This window comes from Pseudooceanicola profundus (genome assembly GCF_054919315.1).
Window position 1 is genome coordinate 1775587 of sequence record NZ_CM142898.1, and the last position, 15296, is coordinate 1790882.

The 15296-nt window shown below is 65.3% G+C and carries 16 protein-coding genes; 7 read left to right on the forward strand and 9 right to left on the reverse strand.

Annotated features, from left to right (window positions below; all coding sequences use genetic code 11):
* Positions 1-46 precede the first annotated feature (46 nt).
* From mnmG to hemJ, 4 genes are all read right to left on the reverse strand, one after another.
* Complete coding sequence (gene mnmG / locus ACX9MO_RS08140; RefSeq protein ID WP_462214168.1) at positions 47-1915, reverse strand: tRNA uridine-5-carboxymethylaminomethyl(34) synthesis enzyme MnmG; 1869 nt, start codon at positions 1913-1915, stop codon at positions 47-49.
* An 11-nt stretch (positions 1916-1926) separates the two neighbouring features.
* Complete coding sequence (gene mnmE, locus ACX9MO_RS08145) at positions 1927-3210, reverse strand: tRNA uridine-5-carboxymethylaminomethyl(34) synthesis GTPase MnmE (RefSeq protein ID WP_462214169.1); 1284 nt, start codon at positions 3208-3210, stop codon at positions 1927-1929.
* Positions 3211-3334: 124 nt separating this feature from the next.
* Positions 3335-4606, reverse strand: coding sequence for a transcription termination factor Rho (gene rho, locus ACX9MO_RS08150; RefSeq protein ID WP_222490812.1), 1272 nt, complete (start codon positions 4604-4606; stop codon positions 3335-3337).
* Between the two features lie 188 nt (positions 4607-4794).
* Complete coding sequence (gene hemJ, locus ACX9MO_RS08155; protein ID WP_222490811.1) at positions 4795-5244, reverse strand: protoporphyrinogen oxidase HemJ; 450 nt, start codon at positions 5242-5244, stop codon at positions 4795-4797.
* Positions 5245-5667: 423 nt separating this feature from the next.
* On the opposite strand from hemJ, the gene ACX9MO_RS08160 reads away from it, so the two are divergent.
* The 4 genes from ACX9MO_RS08160 to dnaQ are packed head-to-tail and all read left to right on the forward strand — an operon-like array spanning position 5668 to position 8372.
* Positions 5668-6270 carry a Maf family protein gene (locus ACX9MO_RS08160; protein ID WP_462214170.1) on the forward strand — a complete coding sequence of 201 codons (603 nt, stop codon included), beginning with the start codon at positions 5668-5670 and terminating at the stop codon, positions 6268-6270.
* The gene (locus tag ACX9MO_RS08165; RefSeq protein WP_222490809.1) at positions 6267-7100 is read left to right on the forward strand and encodes a shikimate dehydrogenase; all 834 of its coding nucleotides are present in this window, start codon (positions 6267-6269) and stop codon (positions 7098-7100) included. Before ACX9MO_RS08160 ends, ACX9MO_RS08165 begins: the two co-directional genes overlap by 4 nt.
* On the forward strand, positions 7097-7690 hold the full coding sequence (coaE, locus tag ACX9MO_RS08170) for a dephospho-CoA kinase (protein WP_222490808.1): 594 nt from the start codon (positions 7097-7099) through the stop codon (positions 7688-7690). Before ACX9MO_RS08165 ends, coaE begins: the two co-directional genes overlap by 4 nt.
* Positions 7683-8372 (forward strand): DNA polymerase III subunit epsilon, encoded by a 690-nt coding sequence (dnaQ, locus tag ACX9MO_RS08175; protein WP_222490807.1) that lies wholly within the window; start codon positions 7683-7685, stop codon positions 8370-8372. Before coaE ends, dnaQ begins: the two co-directional genes overlap by 8 nt.
* 136 nt (positions 8373-8508) lie before the next feature.
* Here dnaQ and secB read toward each other — a convergent pair whose 3' ends face one another.
* The gene (gene secB / locus ACX9MO_RS08180; RefSeq protein ID WP_222490806.1) at positions 8509-9012 is read right to left on the reverse strand and encodes a protein-export chaperone SecB; all 504 of its coding nucleotides are present in this window, start codon (positions 9010-9012) and stop codon (positions 8509-8511) included.
* A 111-nt stretch (positions 9013-9123) separates the two neighbouring features.
* Positions 9124-9639 carry an FxsA family protein gene (locus ACX9MO_RS08185; RefSeq protein WP_222490805.1) on the reverse strand — a complete coding sequence of 172 codons (516 nt, stop codon included), beginning with the start codon at positions 9637-9639 and terminating at the stop codon, positions 9124-9126.
* 105 nt (positions 9640-9744) lie between these two features.
* On the opposite strand from ACX9MO_RS08185, the gene ACX9MO_RS08190 reads away from it, so the two are divergent.
* The 3 genes from ACX9MO_RS08190 to ACX9MO_RS08200 are packed head-to-tail and all read left to right on the forward strand — an operon-like array spanning position 9745 to position 12052.
* A complete protein-coding gene (locus tag ACX9MO_RS08190) occupies positions 9745-10407 on the forward strand; it encodes a Tim44/TimA family putative adaptor protein (RefSeq protein ID WP_222490804.1) in 663 nt (220 codons plus the stop codon).
* Positions 10404-11456, forward strand: a complete 1053-nt coding sequence (mltA, locus tag ACX9MO_RS08195) for a murein transglycosylase A (RefSeq protein WP_462214171.1) — start codon at positions 10404-10406, stop codon at positions 11454-11456. The genes ACX9MO_RS08190 and mltA overlap by 4 nt, the downstream gene beginning before the upstream one ends.
* Positions 11453-12052 (forward strand): Smr/MutS family protein, encoded by a 600-nt coding sequence (locus tag ACX9MO_RS08200; RefSeq protein WP_222490802.1) that lies wholly within the window; start codon positions 11453-11455, stop codon positions 12050-12052. Before mltA ends, ACX9MO_RS08200 begins: the two co-directional genes overlap by 4 nt.
* Before the next feature lie 15 nt (positions 12053-12067).
* Here ACX9MO_RS08200 and ACX9MO_RS08205 read toward each other — a convergent pair whose 3' ends face one another.
* The 3 genes from ACX9MO_RS08205 to hslV all read right to left on the reverse strand — a co-directional run bounded on the left by ACX9MO_RS08205 (position 12068) and on the right by hslV (position 15283).
* Positions 12068-13150, reverse strand: a complete 1083-nt coding sequence (locus ACX9MO_RS08205) for an alpha/beta hydrolase (RefSeq protein ID WP_462214172.1) — start codon at positions 13148-13150, stop codon at positions 12068-12070.
* A 172-nt stretch (positions 13151-13322) separates the two neighbouring features.
* The gene (gene hslU / locus ACX9MO_RS08210; protein WP_462214173.1) at positions 13323-14633 is read right to left on the reverse strand and encodes an ATP-dependent protease ATPase subunit HslU; all 1311 of its coding nucleotides are present in this window, start codon (positions 14631-14633) and stop codon (positions 13323-13325) included.
* Positions 14634-14719: 86 nt separating this feature from the next.
* Positions 14720-15283 carry an ATP-dependent protease subunit HslV gene (hslV, locus tag ACX9MO_RS08215; RefSeq protein WP_222490799.1) on the reverse strand — a complete coding sequence of 188 codons (564 nt, stop codon included), beginning with the start codon at positions 15281-15283 and terminating at the stop codon, positions 14720-14722.
* Between the last annotated feature and the right edge of the window lie 13 nt (positions 15284-15296).

Consider the following 15296-nt stretch of genomic DNA (forward strand, 5'->3'; position numbering starts at 1 on the left):
CGCTCCAATGTTTCACGTGAAACATTGAGCGCCTCCCCTGCCCCGCTCACGCCGACTTCTCGCGTTTGTCGCGACGCAGGCGCGCTAGCAGAAGAGTCACCGCCGCTGGGGTCATCCCATCCACGCGGGCGGCCTGGGCCAGGTTGGCTGGCCGAGCGCGCGTCAGCTTGCCCTTGAGCTCGTTGCTGAGCCCCTCAAGCGCTGTGAAATCGAAGTCCACGGGGATCTCCTGCTGTTCATCACGCTTCATGGCCTCCACATCGCGCTGCTGGCGTTCGATGTAGTTGGCGTAAAGCGCGTCCCGCGCGATCTGCTCACGGGTCTCTCCGTCGATGCTCTTCAGCTCGGGATCGAGAGCCAGAAGCGCCTCGAAGGTCATATCCGGGAAGGCCATCAACTGGTAAAGGCTGCGCCGTGCCCCGTCCTGGTTCACCTTCAAGCCAAGCGCGGACACCTCGCGCGGCGTATAGGTCGCGGAGGTCATCCGCTCCTTCGCCGCCTCAAGCCGCTCCATCTTATCCTCGAAGGCTGCCTTCCGCGCCTCCCCGACCACGCCCCAGGCCAAGCCGAGCGGGGTGAGGCGCTGGTCCGCATTGTCCGCCCGCAGCGACAGCCGGAATTCGGCCCGCGAGGTGAACATCCGGTAGGGCTCGGTCACGCCCCGGCTTGTAAGGTCATCCACCATGACCCCAATGTAGGAATCCGACCGCGAGAAGAGCGCGGGCTCCTGCCCCAAGACTTCGCGTGCGGCATTCATACCAGCCACAAGACCTTGTGCTGCGGCTTCTTCGTAGCCTGTCGTCCCGTTGATCTGGCCAGCCAGGAAGAGGCCCGGCACGGATTTCACCGCAAGCCGAGTATCCAAGGCACGGGGATCGACGTAGTCGTATTCAATGGCGTAACCCGGCTGAAGGATCGTGCTGTTCTCCAGCCCCCGGATGGACGTGACATAGGCCTCCTGCACGTCCTGCGGCAGGGAGGTCGAAATGCCGTTGGGATAGACCGTGTGGTCATCCAAGCCCTCGGGTTCGAGGAAGACCTGATGCGAGGTCTTGTCCGCGAACCGCACGATCTTGTCCTCGATGGACGGGCAATAGCGCGGCCCGACGCCCTCGATATGCCCGCCATACATTGCGGACCGGCCCAGGTTCTCCTGAATGATCTCGTGCGTGCGCTCGTTCGTGTGGGTGATCCCGCAGGCGATCTGCCGGACGGCAACACTCTTGGACAGGAAGGAGAACAGCACCGGTTCATCGTCGCCGGGCTGGCTTTCGAGAATATCCCAGTTGATCGTTCGCCCGTCCAGGCGCGGCGGTGTGCCGGTTTTCAGGCGCCCGAGCGGCAGGTCGAAGCTGTCGATCCGCTCGGCGAGCTTGACCGAGGGCTTGTCGCCCATGCGCCCACCGGGGCGATTGACGTCTCCGATGTGGATCATACCGCGCAAGAAGGTGCCGGTGGTCAGGACCACGGCCCCAGCCGTCAGCTCACTCCCGTCGGCGAGGCGCACGCCGCGCACGGCCTCCCCGTCCATCAGGAAATCAGTCGCTTCGCCTTCGACCACAGTCAGCCCCGGGCAGGCTTCGATCTCGGCCAGCATGGCCTCACGGTAGAGTTTGCGGTCTGCCTGGGCGCGTGGCCCCTGCACGGCAGGTCCCTTGCGACGGTTCAGGAGGCGATACTGGATGCCAGCCTTGTCCGCGACGCGACCCATCACGCCGTCCAGCGCATCCACTTCGCGCACCAGGTGCCCCTTCCCGAGGCCCCCGATGGCGGGGTTGCAGGACATCACGCCGATGCCTTCGCGCTTGAGGGTAACGAGGGCCGTCCGTGCGCCGGCACGTGCCGCTGCGTGCGCCGCATCGCTGCCCGCGTGGCCGCCGCCGATGACGACGACATCGAAGTCCCAATGTTTCACGTGAAACACTCCTACTTGCCGATGCAGAAGCTGGAGAAGATCTCATCCAGCAAATTCTCAACGTCCACGCGTCCTACCAGAGAATCGAGGGCGCGAATAGCGGTGCGAAGCTCTTCCGCCGCGAGGTCGGCCATATCCGGCCCCATGTCGATCCGCAGCTGCGCCTCCTCCATGGTGGCGATGGCGCGGGTCATGGCGAGGCGGTGGCGTTCGCGCGTCGCGATGCCGATGCCGGCAGCCCGGGCGGAGAGGATCTCGGTCACGCGGGCCACGAGGGATGAGACCCCCTGCCCCGTCTTGCCGGAGATCGCGTCACCCGCATCGGGGTGGAGATCCGCCTTGGCACGCAGGACGAGGTCCTGACCTTCAGGCTCCAGATCCGGCGCGTCCCCATCGAGGAGGAAGACGCGAAGGTCAGCCAGTCGGGCCCGCTCCCGGGCGCGTTCGACGCCGATGGCCTCGACATGATCGTCGGTGTCACGGATGCCGGCCGTATCCAGTAGCGTCACGGGCAGACCGCCAAGGTCCATGCGGACCTCGATCACGTCGCGGGTCGTCCCGGCGTACTCCGAGGTAATCGCGGCTTCGCGCCCGGCGAGCGCGTTGAGCAGCGTGGATTTACCGACGTTGGGCGCGCCGACGATGGCGACCTCGAAGCCGGTGCGGATACGCTCGGCCACGCGGGTGCCGTCGATTTCTGCCCGAAGGCTGTCGCGGACCCCGGTCAGAAGGTCTGTCACCTCCGGGGTCACGTCGACGGGCACTTCCTCATCGGCAAAATCGATGGTGGCCTCGATCAGCGCGGCGGCGCGGATCAGGTCGCGGCGCCAGCCTTCGGCGCGGGTGCCCAGTTCACCAGAGAGAACGCGGAGTGCCTGACGCCGTTGCGCCTCGGTCTCGGCATCGATGAGATCGGCGAGGCCTTCGACCTGCGCGAGGTCGAGCCGGTTGTTCTCCAGCGCGCGGCGGGTGAACTCGCCCGCCTCGGCCGGACGGAGCCCCGGTTGCAGTGATAGTTCACGCAGGACCGCAGCGATGACCGCGGGGCTGCCGTGAAGATGAAGTTCCAGCGATTCCTCACCCGTGAAACTGGCCCCCTCCGCGAAAGGCAGCACCAACGCCTCGTCGAGGTGGGTGCCGTCGGCGGAGATCAAACGGCGGACGGCGGAGTGGCGCGCAACAGGCAGGGAGCCGGCGAGCGTGCGGCCGGCGGCCCAGGCCTCGGGCCCGGACAGACGTATGACGGCCACGCCGGCCTTGCCGGGGGCGGAAGCGAGGGCATAGATCGTGTCCATCGTGTCACGTCCGAATTGCGGTGCGGCGGGCGACCCGCCAGGGAAAGCCGGGGCCGGAAAGCAAACGGACAGGCCGGTGAGATCACCGCGCCTGCCCTGTCTTGCTCCGTGCCGGGTGGCAGGATCAGGTGTTCATCGAGTCGAAGAATTCCCCGTTCGTCTTGGTCTGCTTCAGCTTCGACAGGAGGAATTCGATCGCGTCCGTGGTGCCCATCGGGTTGAGGATGCGGCGCAGGACGAAGGTCTTCTGCAGGTCGCCCTTGTCGGTGAGGAGATCCTCTTTCCGCGTACCGGACTTGAGGATGTCGATCGCCGGGTAGACGCGCTTGTCCGCGATCTTGCGGTCGAGCACGATCTCGGAGTTACCCGTCCCTTTGAATTCTTCGAAGATGACCTCGTCCATCCGCGAGCCGGTGTCGATCAGCGCGGTGGCGATGATGGTGAGCGAACCGCCCTCTTCGATGTTCCGTGCGGCACCGAAGAAGCGCTTGGGACGCTGCAGCGCGTTGGCGTCGACACCACCGGTAAGCACCTTACCTGAGGACGGCACCACAGTGTTGAATGCACGACCAAGTCTTGTGATCGAGTCGAGAAGGATAACAACATCTCGTTTATGCTCGACAAGGCGCTTGGCCTTCTCGATCACCATTTCGGAGACGGCGACGTGGCGGGTGGCAGGTTCGTCGAAGGTGGAGGAGATCACCTCGCCCTTCACCGAGCGCTGCATGTCCGTCACCTCTTCGGGACGTTCGTCGATCAGTAGGACGATCAGGTAGCACTCCGGGTGGTTCTTCTCGATCGAGTTCGCGATGTTCTGCAGCAGGACGGTCTTACCGGTCCGCGGCGGTGCCACGATGAGCGACCGCTGCCCCTTCCCGATCGGCGCGACAAGGTCGATGACCCGGGCGGAGCGGTCCTTGATGGTCGGGTCTTCGATTTCCATCTTCAGCCGCTCGTCGGGATAGAGCGGGGTCAGGTTGTCGAAGGCGATCTTGTGGCGGGCCTTCTCCGGATCCTCGAAGTTGATCGAGGACACCGTGGTCAGGCAGAAGTAGCGCTCGGTCTCCTGCGGGGCCTTCATGAGGCCCTCGATGGTATCCCCGGTGCGCAGGGAGTACTGGCGGATCATGTCGGGCGAGACATAGATGTCATCGGGGCCCGGCAGGTAGTTGGCTTCGGTGGAGCGCAGGAAGCCGAAACCGTCCTGCAGCACCTCGAGAACGCCGTCGCCGCCGATCTCCCAGCCTTCCTCGGCCATTTCCTTGAGGATCGAGAACATCATCTCGCCCTTGCGCATGGTCGAGGCGTTCTCGATCTCGAGCTCTTCGGCCATGGCAAGAAGGGCCTTGGGGCTCTTTGCCTTCAGGTCGGAGAGGTTCAGGCGTTCGGTGGTCATATGCGAATATCCCGGATCGGCCCGGTGAAGCGCGGGCGCGCGATCGTTCGTTTGGTCATGTGTATCGTGGAATCCCCTGTCCGGACGGACGGGCTTGCGGTCACAGATAGGCGCAGCCCCCCGCTGAGTCAACGGATTCGCTGGGATCTAAAAAGCCGGAACGGGGCGAGATGGCGCTGTAGGGCCCCTCAGAAGCGCAGGACGACCGAAAACACGATCACGATAAGCAGGATCGTGGGAAGCTCGTTCATCATGCGGTAGCGGCGCCCTGCGAGCTGGTTCTCCCCGCGCTCGAAATCCTTGCGGCGCAGTGCGAGCCAATGATGGAACCACGTCATGGCGAGGATCGAGGCGCCCTTGGTGTAGGGCCAGACGGCGCTCCAGTCGACGATCCCGGGCGTGAAGACCAGCATGAGGCCGAAAATCCACGTGGCGATGCTGGCCGGGTTCATGATCGCCCGCAGCAGGCGGCGTTCCATGATCTTGAAGAGCGCGTCGGTGTCACTCCCCTGCTCTACGCTTTCCGCGTGATAGACGAAAAGCCTCGGCAGATAGAAGATCCCGGCCATCCAGGCGACGACGGACACGATGTGCAGCGCCTTGGTCCAGGGATACAGGGAAATCAGGATATCGGTCATGGGGGCCTCGCTGCTCGGACCTCTCTAATAATTAAATAAGAAAGAAAATAAAGATTGATGATGTAAGTAGGGATCCCCGAGTCCGGTGGATTATTAGTTTACCCTTGGACTTATCCCCCAAGACTCCAGTCTGTGGATAAGTGTGTGAAGCTAATCTGAGTCTTGGTGAGCTTCCTCGCGCAAGTATCTGTAAGAATTTCCTGAATCGCTCTGAGACACGGTTTTCCGGCTTGGGGGTAATTGGGGGATAGGCCGAGGTTAAGCCGAGTTTTACCGGTTCACCAGTTATCCCTGTCCACGGCGGGACAGCGGCAGGATTGAGGGTGCATGGAGGTGTGTAGATCCGCCCGCTTGCATGTCGGACCGGTTTTCCCCAGAAAGTCTGCCCATGGTTCAGGGCAAAACCTCCACCGGGATATCCACATGACCTCAACGCTCGTCCTCGCCTCCGGTTCCACGATCCGGGCGGAAATGCTGACAAACGCCGGGCTCAGCTTCGACGTGGTGAAGCCGCGGGTGGATGAGGAGGCCCTGAAGGCCGCCCTTCTGGCGGAGGGCACCAAGCCGCGCGACCTGGCCGATGCGCTGGCCGAGATGAAGGCGCAGCGCGCCGGCATGAAGGCGACGGCCGAGCAGCTGGTGATCGGATCGGACCAGGTGCTGGAGATCGAGGGCGAGGTGCTTTCCAAGCCTGCCGACCGGGACGAGGCCGCGGCCCACCTGCGCCGCCTGTCCGGCAAGCCGCACATGCTGCATTCCGCCGCCGTGATCTTCGAAGACAACCGCCCGGTCTGGCGCGCCGTTTCGACCGTCCGGCTGCGGGTGCGGGATCTGAGCGACAGCTATATAGAGAGCTACCTCGACCGGAACTGGCCCGAAGTCGGCTATTGCGTGGGTGCCTACCAGGTCGAGGCCGAAGGGATCCGGTTGTTTTCCCGGATCGACGGTGAATACTTCGCCATACTGGGGCTGCCCCTGCTGGACCTGCTGAACTACCTGACCGTGCGAGGACTGATCGAAACATGAGCGAGCACCGCATTCCGCTGGCGGGCGTGATCGGCAACCCGATCGCCCACTCCAAATCGCCGCACTTGCATGGCTTCTGGCTCAAGCGCTATGGGCTGAGCGGGCATTACGTGCCGCTTCACGTCGAGCACAATGACCTGGAGCAGGTGCTGCGCAGCCTGCCCAAGATGGGGTTCGTGGGCTGCAACGTGACCGTGCCGCACAAGGAGAAGGCGCTGGCGCTGGCCGACGTGGTCACCGACCGCGCGGCGCTGATCGGGGCGGCGAACACGCTGACCTTCCGCGCCGACGGCAAGATCCATGCGGACAATACGGATGGGTACGGCTTTATCGAGAACCTGAAGCAGGGCGCGCCCGGCTGGGATGCGAGTGCCGCGCCGGTGGCCGTGCTGGGCGCGGGCGGTGCCGCGCGGGGTGTGGTGGCTGCGCTGCTGGATGCTGGCGTGCCGGAAATCCTGATCGCCAACCGCACCCGCAACCGGGCCGAGAAGCTCTACGACGATTTCGGCAAGCGCCTGCGGGTGGTGGATTGGGTGCAGGCCGGCAACATGATCGAAGAGGCAGGCGCATTGGTAAACACCACCTCCCTCGGGATGGTCGGACAGGCCGAGCTGCGGGTGCCGCTGGATGCGCTGCGCCCGGACATGGTGGTGACCGATCTGGTTTATGCCCCGCTGGAAACCCGGCTTCTGAAGGAAGCGCGCGCGGTGGGGTGCACCGTGGTCGACGGCCTAGGCATGTTGCTGCATCAGGGCGTGCCCGGCTTCGAACGCTGGTTCGGCCAGCGGCCCGAGGTGGACGAGGAAACGCGGGCCGCGGTGCTGGCATGAGCTTCCTCCTGGGCCTCACCGGCTCCATCGGCATGGGCAAGAGCACGACGGCGCAAATGTTCGTGGACGAGGGCTGTGCGCTCTGGGATGCGGATGCTGCGGTGCATCGCCTTTACGCCCCCGGCGGCGCGGCGGTGGCACCCATGGCGGAGGCCTTTCCGGAGGCTGTTGCTGAGGGTGGCATTGACCGTGGCGCGTTGAAACGCGCGATTGCCGCGGACCCCGGCGCGCTGAAGCGGATCGAGGCCATCGTGCATCCCCTCGTCGGCGCCGACCGGCAGGCTTTCCTCGCGGAAGCCACGGCGGATATCGTGGTGCTGGACATTCCCCTGCTCTACGAGGGCGGATCGGACCGGCGCATGGACGCCGTGGCCGTGGTCAGCGTGTCGCCGGAGCTTCAGCGCGAGCGGGTCCTCGCCCGCGGCACCATGAGCGAGGCCCAGTTCGAGGCCATCCTGGCCAAGCAGATGCCCGACGCGGAGAAACGCGCCCGGGCCGATTACGTGATCGTCACCGACACGCTGGACCACGCCCGCGCGCAGGTCCGCAACGTGGTGGCGGATATCCGGAGGAAGAGCGCCGATGCGTGAAATCGTGATGGATACGGAAACGACCGGCTTCAACCCGGAACAGGGTGACCGGATCGTCGAGATCGGCGGCGTCGAGCTGTTGAACCACATGCCCACGGGCAACACCTACCACGTCTATATCAACCCGCAGCGGTCCATGCCGCTGGAGGCCTTCGAGGTGCACGGGCTGGGGGATGAGTTCCTCGCTGACAAGCCGCTCTTCAAGGATGTCGCGCAGGGCTTCCTCGACTTCGTGGGCGATGCGAAACTGGTGATCCACAACGCCAGCTTCGACATGAAATTCCTCAACGCCGAGCTGGGTTGGCTCGGCCTGCCGAAACTGCCGTGGGAACAGGCCATCGACACGCTGGAAATGGCGCGCAAGAAGTTCCCCGGGGCCCCGGCCACGCTGGACGCGCTCTGCCGCCGTTTCGGGATCGACAACTCCTCGCGGACGCTGCACGGGGCGCTGCTCGACTCCGAGATCCTCGCCGAGGTCTACCTCGAGCTGATCGGCGGGCGGCAGCCGGATTTCGGCCTGTCGCTGAACGTGGGCGGCGGGGCGGACGGGGCAGAGGCGGACGACTGGCGCCCGCGCCCGCGTCCGACCCCCCTGCCCGGTCGGATCACCGAGGAAGAAGCCGCCGCCCATGCGACCTTCGTGGAGAAACTGGGCGAGGCATCCGTCTGGAAACGGGGCTGAGGCCCCTCAGTCTGGCATCGGGGCAAGGGCCCCAGCCATCCGCAATAGAACATCCGCAATAGAACATCCGCAATAGAAAAGGCGGGGCACATGGCCCCGCCCTGTCGGTCTGCCGGCACCCGGCAGGACCGGTCGATCAGTTCGGCTGTGCGGCCGCCTGCTGTTCCTGCGCGCGGCGCTGGATTTCCTGGCGGTAGAGCTGCACGAAGTCGATCGTGTCGAGGTTCAGCGGCGGGAAGCCACCGTCGCGCGTCACGTCCGAGACGATGCGGCGCAGGAACGGGAACAGCATCCGCGGGCATTCGATCATCAGGAAGGGGTGCAGCTGGTCCTGCGGGATGCCGTCGATCAGGAAGACACCGGCATATTCCACTTCCAGCAGGAAGAGCGGCTGATCGGTGTCCTTGGCGTTCGAGGTCACCTTGGCCTTGATCACCACCTCGTAGTGGTTCTCGCCCGAGGCGCGGCGGTTGGCGTCGAGGCCGACCTGCACCTTCACGTCCGGCTGGACGTTGCCCTCGGCGGGCTTGCGGGCAAGGATGTTCTCGAAGGAGAGGTCCTTGATGTACTGCGACAGGATGTTCATCCGCACTTGCGGTTGCTGTGCGGGCTGCTGCGCGTCGGTGCCGGTCTCGGCCATTTTCGTTCTCCAAAAGGCTTAGGTCGCGACGTTCCTAGCAAGTCGGGACAGGTCGCTCAATGCTTTGTGCTCTGCCCGTGAACGCGACGCCGGGACGCAGAGCCGATTGCCTCAGTGCTTGGTCCAGGCGGAAGGACGGTGCGTCGGCTTCTTGGGCAGTTCCTTGTCGCCGAAATCATCGGGGTCGACCTCGGAATATTCGCCGTCGATCACGTCACCGCCCATGGGGCCACGGCGCGGTTGCTGCGCGGGACCGGCGCTGAAGCTGGAGAAGCTCTGCACCTTCACGTGGCGACGCAACGTCTTGAAGACGGCGTGACGCACCGGCGGCATCAGCAGCAGCAGGCCCACGGTATCGGTGAAGAAGCCCGGGGTCAGCAGCAGGACACCGGCAAAGAGGATCATCGCCCCTTCGGCCAGCGGCGCCGTCGGATCCGTCATCTCGTTGAAGGACCGCTTGATCTTGTCCATGGCCTGCGCGCCCTGCGACCGCATCAGGTAGGAGCCCAGAAGCGCCGTTCCCAGCACGATCGCAAGCGTCCAGCCGAGGCCGATCAGCCCGCCAACCTGGATGAAAAGTGCGATCTCGATCATCGGAACCGCGATGAAGGCGATCAAAAGCCACATATCTTGCCTCTCCTCTGGGTCTGGCGCGGTAGACGTGGCCGCGCACAGCACCTACATAGGGACGGAACCCAAGCGTTACCATGGTTGGACCTGAAAGAGGATTTGATGAACTCGCCCATCCTTCAGCTGCTCGTGCTGGCCGGCATTGCCGTTTTCCTTATCCTTCGCCTGCGCTCCGTCCTGGGAACCCGCGAAGGCTTCGAGAAGCCACAGGCGCCCCGTGGCGAGGCAACCGGCCCTGCCCCCGAACGCAAGTTCGAGGTGATCGAGGGTGGCCCGGATCCAGACATCACCGATCATGTCCCCGAGAACAGCCCCGCTGCCACCGCCCTTGGCCAGATGAAGCAGGTCGAACCCTCCTTCTCGGTCAACGAATTCCTCGGCGGCGCCCGTGGCGCCTACGAGATGATCCTGATGGGCTTCGAGCGTGGCGACATGGCCGATATCAAGCCGTTCCTCGCCCCCGAGGTCTATGACAGCTTTGCCGAGGTGGTGACCGCCCGCGAGGCACAGGGGCTGAGCATCGAGGCAGAGTTCGTCGGCGTGCGCGAACTGCAGCTGGTGGATGCGGAATACGATCCCAACAGCCGTCTGGCGGAGCTCACCGTGCGCTTCGTCGGTCAGCTGACCTCGGTCGTGCGCGACAACGGCGGCGAAGTGATCGAAGGCACCCCGGGCGAGATCAAGACCCAGCGGGACGCCTGGACCTTTGCCCGCACCATGGGCAACGACGATCCGAACTGGCAGCTGGTCGCGACGGGCGAATGATCCGCGCCGGGCTGGCAACACTTGCCGCGGCGCTGGCCATGACCGGGTTACCCTCCAAACCGGTGGCGGCGGATGTCGTCACCTCGATCCTCGACTTCTCCCAGCTTGACGGCTGGGAGGAGGACGACCACCAGACCGCGATGCAGGTCTTCCTCTCCACCTGCGGAGACATGGACGATCCCGACTGGCGCGCGCTCTGCGCCCTCGCCTCGGTCCAGCAGGGCAATGCCAAGACCTTTTTCGAGCTCTTCTTCGTGCCGGTCCTGATCCGGGACGAGGACACGCCCGCGCTCTTCACCGGCTATTTCGAGCCCGAGCTGGAGGGGGCCCGCGCGCCCGACGAACGCTTCCGCTACCCGGTCTACCGGATGCCACCGGAGGCCCGCGCCACAGACCGCTGGCTGTCCCGTGCCGAGATCGAGAGCGACACGGCGCTTGCCGGCCGCGGGCTTGAAATCGCATGGGTCGATGACCCGGTAGAGCTGTTCTTCCTGCAAATTCAAGGTTCTGGCCGCATCCACCTGCCGGGTGGGGACTACGTCCGGGTGGGCTATGCCGGGGCCAACGGCCACGATTACCGCTCGATCGGGCAGGAACTGGTGCGCCGCGGCGTCTACCAGCCGCATCAGGTCTCGGCGCAGGTGATCAAGAACTGGGTCCGCCGCAATCCCGAGGACGGGCAGACGCTGCTGCACCACAACCCGTCCTACGTCTTCTTCCGAGAGGTGAACGAGGTGCCGCCGGAGTTCGGGCCGCTCGGCGCGATGAACCGGTCGATCACCAAGGGTCGGTCGATCGCGGTCGATCCGGCCTATGTGCCGCTCGGTGCGCCGGTCTGGATCGAGAAGGAAGGCGCGGTGCCGATGCACCGGCTGATGATCGCGCAGGACACCGGCTCGGCCATCAAGGGGCCGCAGCGCGCGGATGTCTTCATGGGCACGGGCGATGCCGCCGGACGCGAGGCCGGACGGATGCGTGACGGCGGCCGGCTGATCGCGCTGCTGCCGATCCAGCGCGCCTATGCCATGTTGCCGCCGGGGGTCGAATGAAGAAACGACGCCTGCGTGAGGAGGATCTGGAGCTCTGGCAAAGGGTGGCGCGCTCGACCGAGCGGATGCACCCGGAGGCCAAGCCGCCCAAGGTCGAGGGCAAGACCCCCGCGCCCAAACGTCCCGACCCGCAGCCCGTGGCCCAGCCCGGGCTGAAACCGTTCCGGCTGGGCCAGAAGTCCTCGGCCACCGGGCCGTCCCACGACCTGCTGCCCGCCCTGCCCGACCGGCTGGGCCGCGCGGCGGTGCAGATGGACCGCAAGGCGCATACCAAGCTCAAGCGCGGCAAATTGCTGCCCGAGGCGCGGATCGACCTGCACGGCATGACCATGGCCCGCGCCCACCCGGCGCTGATCGGCTTCATCCTGCGCTCGCACCACGAAGGGCGGCGGCTGGTGCTGGTGATCACCGGCAAGGGCAAGGACCGCGACGAGGATGGCCCGATCCCCGTGCCGCGGGGCGTGCTGCGCCACCAGGTGCCCCATTGGCTCCAGATGCCCCCGCTTTCGGCCCTGGTGATGCAGGTGAGCGAAGCGCACCTCAAGCATGGCGGCGGCGGGGCCTACTACGTCTACCTGCGCAAGAACCGCGGCTGATCCGCCGCGCCGGGCTCACTGGGTCAGCGGGGACAGCACGAAGCGCGTGGCCTGGCGCACGCTTTCGAAGGCCCCCGGCAGGGCCCCGCCCGATCCGCTGGCATCGCGGAACGTCTGGTCCAGCACATCGCGATTGGCCAGCAGCTTTATCAGCGCCGGCGAGGAGATCGCGACGAAGTGGCTGTCGCGTGCCGAGATCGGGAAATTCGTCACATCCACCAGCGTCACCGGCAGATCCGAGACACGCGAGGCCTCCTCCAGCATCCCCAGCCGCGTGCTCTGCACGTTCAGCTGGCTCGACAGTTGCAGGGCCCGGTCGCGCGCAGAGGTGAAGATGTAGAACGGCTGCGGCAGCGGGTCGATCCGCCGCGCCTGATCTTTGAAGACGTCCACGTCGATATCCGGCGCCATGAGGATCACCGCGTTCACCAGCCGCGCCGGCAGGCCCGGTTCCGCGATCGACATCTGGCGCAGGGTTTCCATGATCAGCATCGTGCCCATGGAATGCCCGACAAGGATCACGGAATCCGCCCCCGAGGCCCCCGCATCGCGGATCAGCCGCTCGAGGGAATCCCGCGAGTAGAGCATGCTCTCGCGGTCATGGGTGTAACCCAGCGTGCGCCCGGCAGTGGGCCACGAGAAGGCGACGGGCACCGCCTCGAGCGCGAAGTCCTTCTGCACCTGCGCCAGCCGGAAGACACCGTCCGTGAAGCTGTTGTTGTAGCCGTGGACAAAGATCACCAGATCGCGTTCGCCCCTCGGCAGCGCGGTCAACCGACGACGCACCTCGGACCGGAAAGCCTCGCGCCCCGGCAGGGCCGCCACCTTCTGCAGCACGAAATCACGCTCGGGATCGGGGTGGGAGTAGCTGAAGGTGACCGAGCCGACCTCCCGCGTCGCCGGGATCGACACGCCCACGTCGAGGAAGTGATCGGCCCGGTCGCGCTCCCAGCCGGGAATGCCGTCTTCCGGGATCACCCGGTTGGTCTGGACCAGCATCCGCTCCACCTCTCCCTCCGCCTCGGGGAAGACCTGCGACAGGTTCCGGTTGGCGCAGGCTGTGAGCAGCAGCAGGGACAGAAGGACGAAAACACGCATGACGACACTCGCAACGGCACGAGGAGGACGGGCAAAGAAAATCGGGGCACCCACAAGGATGCCCCGATGCTAGCAATCTGCCTTTCGACCCGCCAGCCGCCCGCGCGGCGACATTACGTTACGCGGAGCGTGACAGGCGGCGCGTCACACGCTGCCCGTCACAGGCTTCCCGTCAGAGCACGTAGCGGCTCAGGTCCGCGGAATGGGCCAGCTCGCCCACGTTCTCCTCGACGAACTCGGCCGTCACCTCGATGGCCTCGCCGGCGCGGTCGGGCGCGGTGAAGCTCAACTCCTCGAAGACCTTCTCGATGATCGTGTAGAGCCGCCGCGCGCCGATGTTCTCGACCGACTGGTTCACCTCTGCAGCCAGTTTCGCCATGGCGAGGATGCCGCCCTCGGTGAATTTCACCTCGACCTCTTCGGTCTTCATCAGGGCCGAGTATTGCAGCGTCAGCGCGTTGTCGGTCTCGGTCAGGATACGGACGAAGTCTTCCTCGGTCAGGGCGCGCAGCTCGACCCGGATCGGCAGGCGGCCCTGAAGTTCGGGCAGCAGGTCCGAGGGCTTGGCGATGTGGAAGGCGCCGGAGGCGATGAAGAGGATATGGTCGGTCTTCACCGGGCCATATTTCGTCGAGACGGTCGTGCCCTCGATCAGCGGCAGCAGGTCGCGCTGCACGCCCTCGCGGGACACGTCGCCGCCGCGCGCATCGGAGCGGGCACAGACCTTGTCGATCTCGTCGAGGAAGACGATGCCGTTCTGCTCCACCGCTTCCATTGCGGCGCGGTTCACGGTCTCGTCGTCCAGCAGCTTGTCGGCCTCTTCGCCGATCAGCACTTCGTAGCTCTCCGAGACCTTCATCTTGCGTTTGACGGTGCGCCCGCCAAAGGCCTTCCCGAAGATGTCGCCGAGGTTCATCATGCCCATCTGGCCGCCGCCGGGCTGGCCGGGGACTTCGAACATCGACATCGGGTTGGACGTGTCGGAGATCTCGAGCTCGATCTCGGTCTCGTCCAGCTCGCCGGAGCGGAGCTTCTTGCGGAACATCTCGCGCGTGCCCTCGCGGGCATCGGCGCCGGCGATGGCCTCGATCACGCGTTCCTCGGCCGCCTTGTGGGCATTGGCCTTCACGTCCTCGCGCATCCACTCCCGGGTCTGGGCAATGGCGCTGTCCACGAGATCGCGCACGATCTGCTCCACGTCGCGCCCGACATAGCCCACTTCGGTGAACTTGGTCGCCTCGACCTTGATGAAGGGCGCGCGCGCCAGCTTGGCCAGACGGCGGCTGATCTCGGTCTTGCCGACGCCGGTCGGGCCGATCATCAGGATGTTCTTGGGATAGACCTCGTCCTTCAGGTCATCGGGCAGCTGCTTGCGGCGCCAGCGGTTGCGCAGCGCCACGGCCACGGCGCGTTTGGCGTCCTTCTGGCCGATGATGAAGCGATCCAGCTCGCTCACGATCTCGCGGGGGGTCAGGTCGGTCATGAGGGGGTCCTCAATACTTGGGGATGTCGGCAGATAGAGGCAGGCAAAATTCTTCCAAGAACTTTGCCAAGAATTATCGAAAATTCTTAGCCGCCGATCTTTTCCACCGTCAGATTTCCATTGGTGAAGACGCAGATGTCGGCAGCGATCGCCATGGCGCGGCGGGCCACGTCCTCGGCGGAATGCTCGCTGTCCATCATGCCGCGCGCGGCGGCGAGGGCGTAGTTCCCGCCGGAGCCGATGGCAGCCACGTCATGCTCCGGCTCCAGCACGTCACCGGCGCCGGTGATCACGAAGATGTCCTTGCCGTCCGAGACGATGAGCATCGCCTCCAGCTTCTGCAGGTACTTGTCCGTGCGCCAGTCCTTTGCCAGCTCCACGCTGGCGCGGGCCAGCTGGCCGGGGGTCTGTTCCAGCTTGGCTTCCAGCCGTTCCAGCAGGGTGAAGGCATCAGCGGTGGAGCCGGCGAAGCCCGCTACCACGTCGTATCCACCGGGCGAGAGGCGGCGCACCTTGCGGGCCGTCCCCTTCATCACCGTGTTGCCCATCGAGACCTGCCCGTCGCCGGCAATCACCACCTCTCCGCCCTTGCGAACGCCGATGATCGTTGTGCCGTGCCAGTTGGGAAAGCCGCTGTCGCGCTCTGCCATGTCAAACTCCGTC

Coding starts and splice junctions, on each gene's coding strand:
- hslU (WP_462214173.1), bottom strand. CDS start 14,633: ATGACCGACCTGACCCCCCGCGAGATCGTGAGCGAGCTGGATCGCTTC.
- ACX9MO_RS08165 (WP_222490809.1), top strand. CDS start 6,267: ATGAGCGAGCACCGCATTCCGCTGGCGGGCGTGATCGGCAACCCGATC.
- ACX9MO_RS08190 (WP_222490804.1), top strand. CDS start 9,745: ATGAACTCGCCCATCCTTCAGCTGCTCGTGCTGGCCGGCATTGCCGTT.
- rho (WP_222490812.1), bottom strand. CDS start 4,606: ATGACCACCGAACGCCTGAACCTCTCCGACCTGAAGGCAAAGAGCCCC.
- coaE (WP_222490808.1), top strand. CDS start 7,097: ATGAGCTTCCTCCTGGGCCTCACCGGCTCCATCGGCATGGGCAAGAGC.
- ACX9MO_RS08185 (WP_222490805.1), bottom strand. CDS start 9,639: ATGTGGCTTTTGATCGCCTTCATCGCGGTTCCGATGATCGAGATCGCA.
- hslV (WP_222490799.1), bottom strand. CDS start 15,283: ATGGCAGAGCGCGACAGCGGCTTTCCCAACTGGCACGGCACAACGATC.
- ACX9MO_RS08205 (WP_462214172.1), bottom strand. CDS start 13,150: ATGCGTGTTTTCGTCCTTCTGTCCCTGCTGCTGCTCACAGCCTGCGCC.
- dnaQ (WP_222490807.1), top strand. CDS start 7,683: ATGCGTGAAATCGTGATGGATACGGAAACGACCGGCTTCAACCCGGAA.
- hemJ (WP_222490811.1), bottom strand. CDS start 5,244: ATGACCGATATCCTGATTTCCCTGTATCCCTGGACCAAGGCGCTGCAC.
- secB (WP_222490806.1), bottom strand. CDS start 9,012: ATGGCCGAGACCGGCACCGACGCGCAGCAGCCCGCACAGCAACCGCAA.
- mltA (WP_462214171.1), top strand. CDS start 10,404: ATGATCCGCGCCGGGCTGGCAACACTTGCCGCGGCGCTGGCCATGACC.
- mnmE (WP_462214169.1), bottom strand. CDS start 3,210: ATGGACACGATCTATGCCCTCGCTTCCGCCCCCGGCAAGGCCGGCGTG.
- ACX9MO_RS08200 (WP_222490802.1), top strand. CDS start 11,453: ATGAAGAAACGACGCCTGCGTGAGGAGGATCTGGAGCTCTGGCAAAGG.
- ACX9MO_RS08160 (WP_462214170.1), top strand. CDS start 5,668: ATGACCTCAACGCTCGTCCTCGCCTCCGGTTCCACGATCCGGGCGGAA.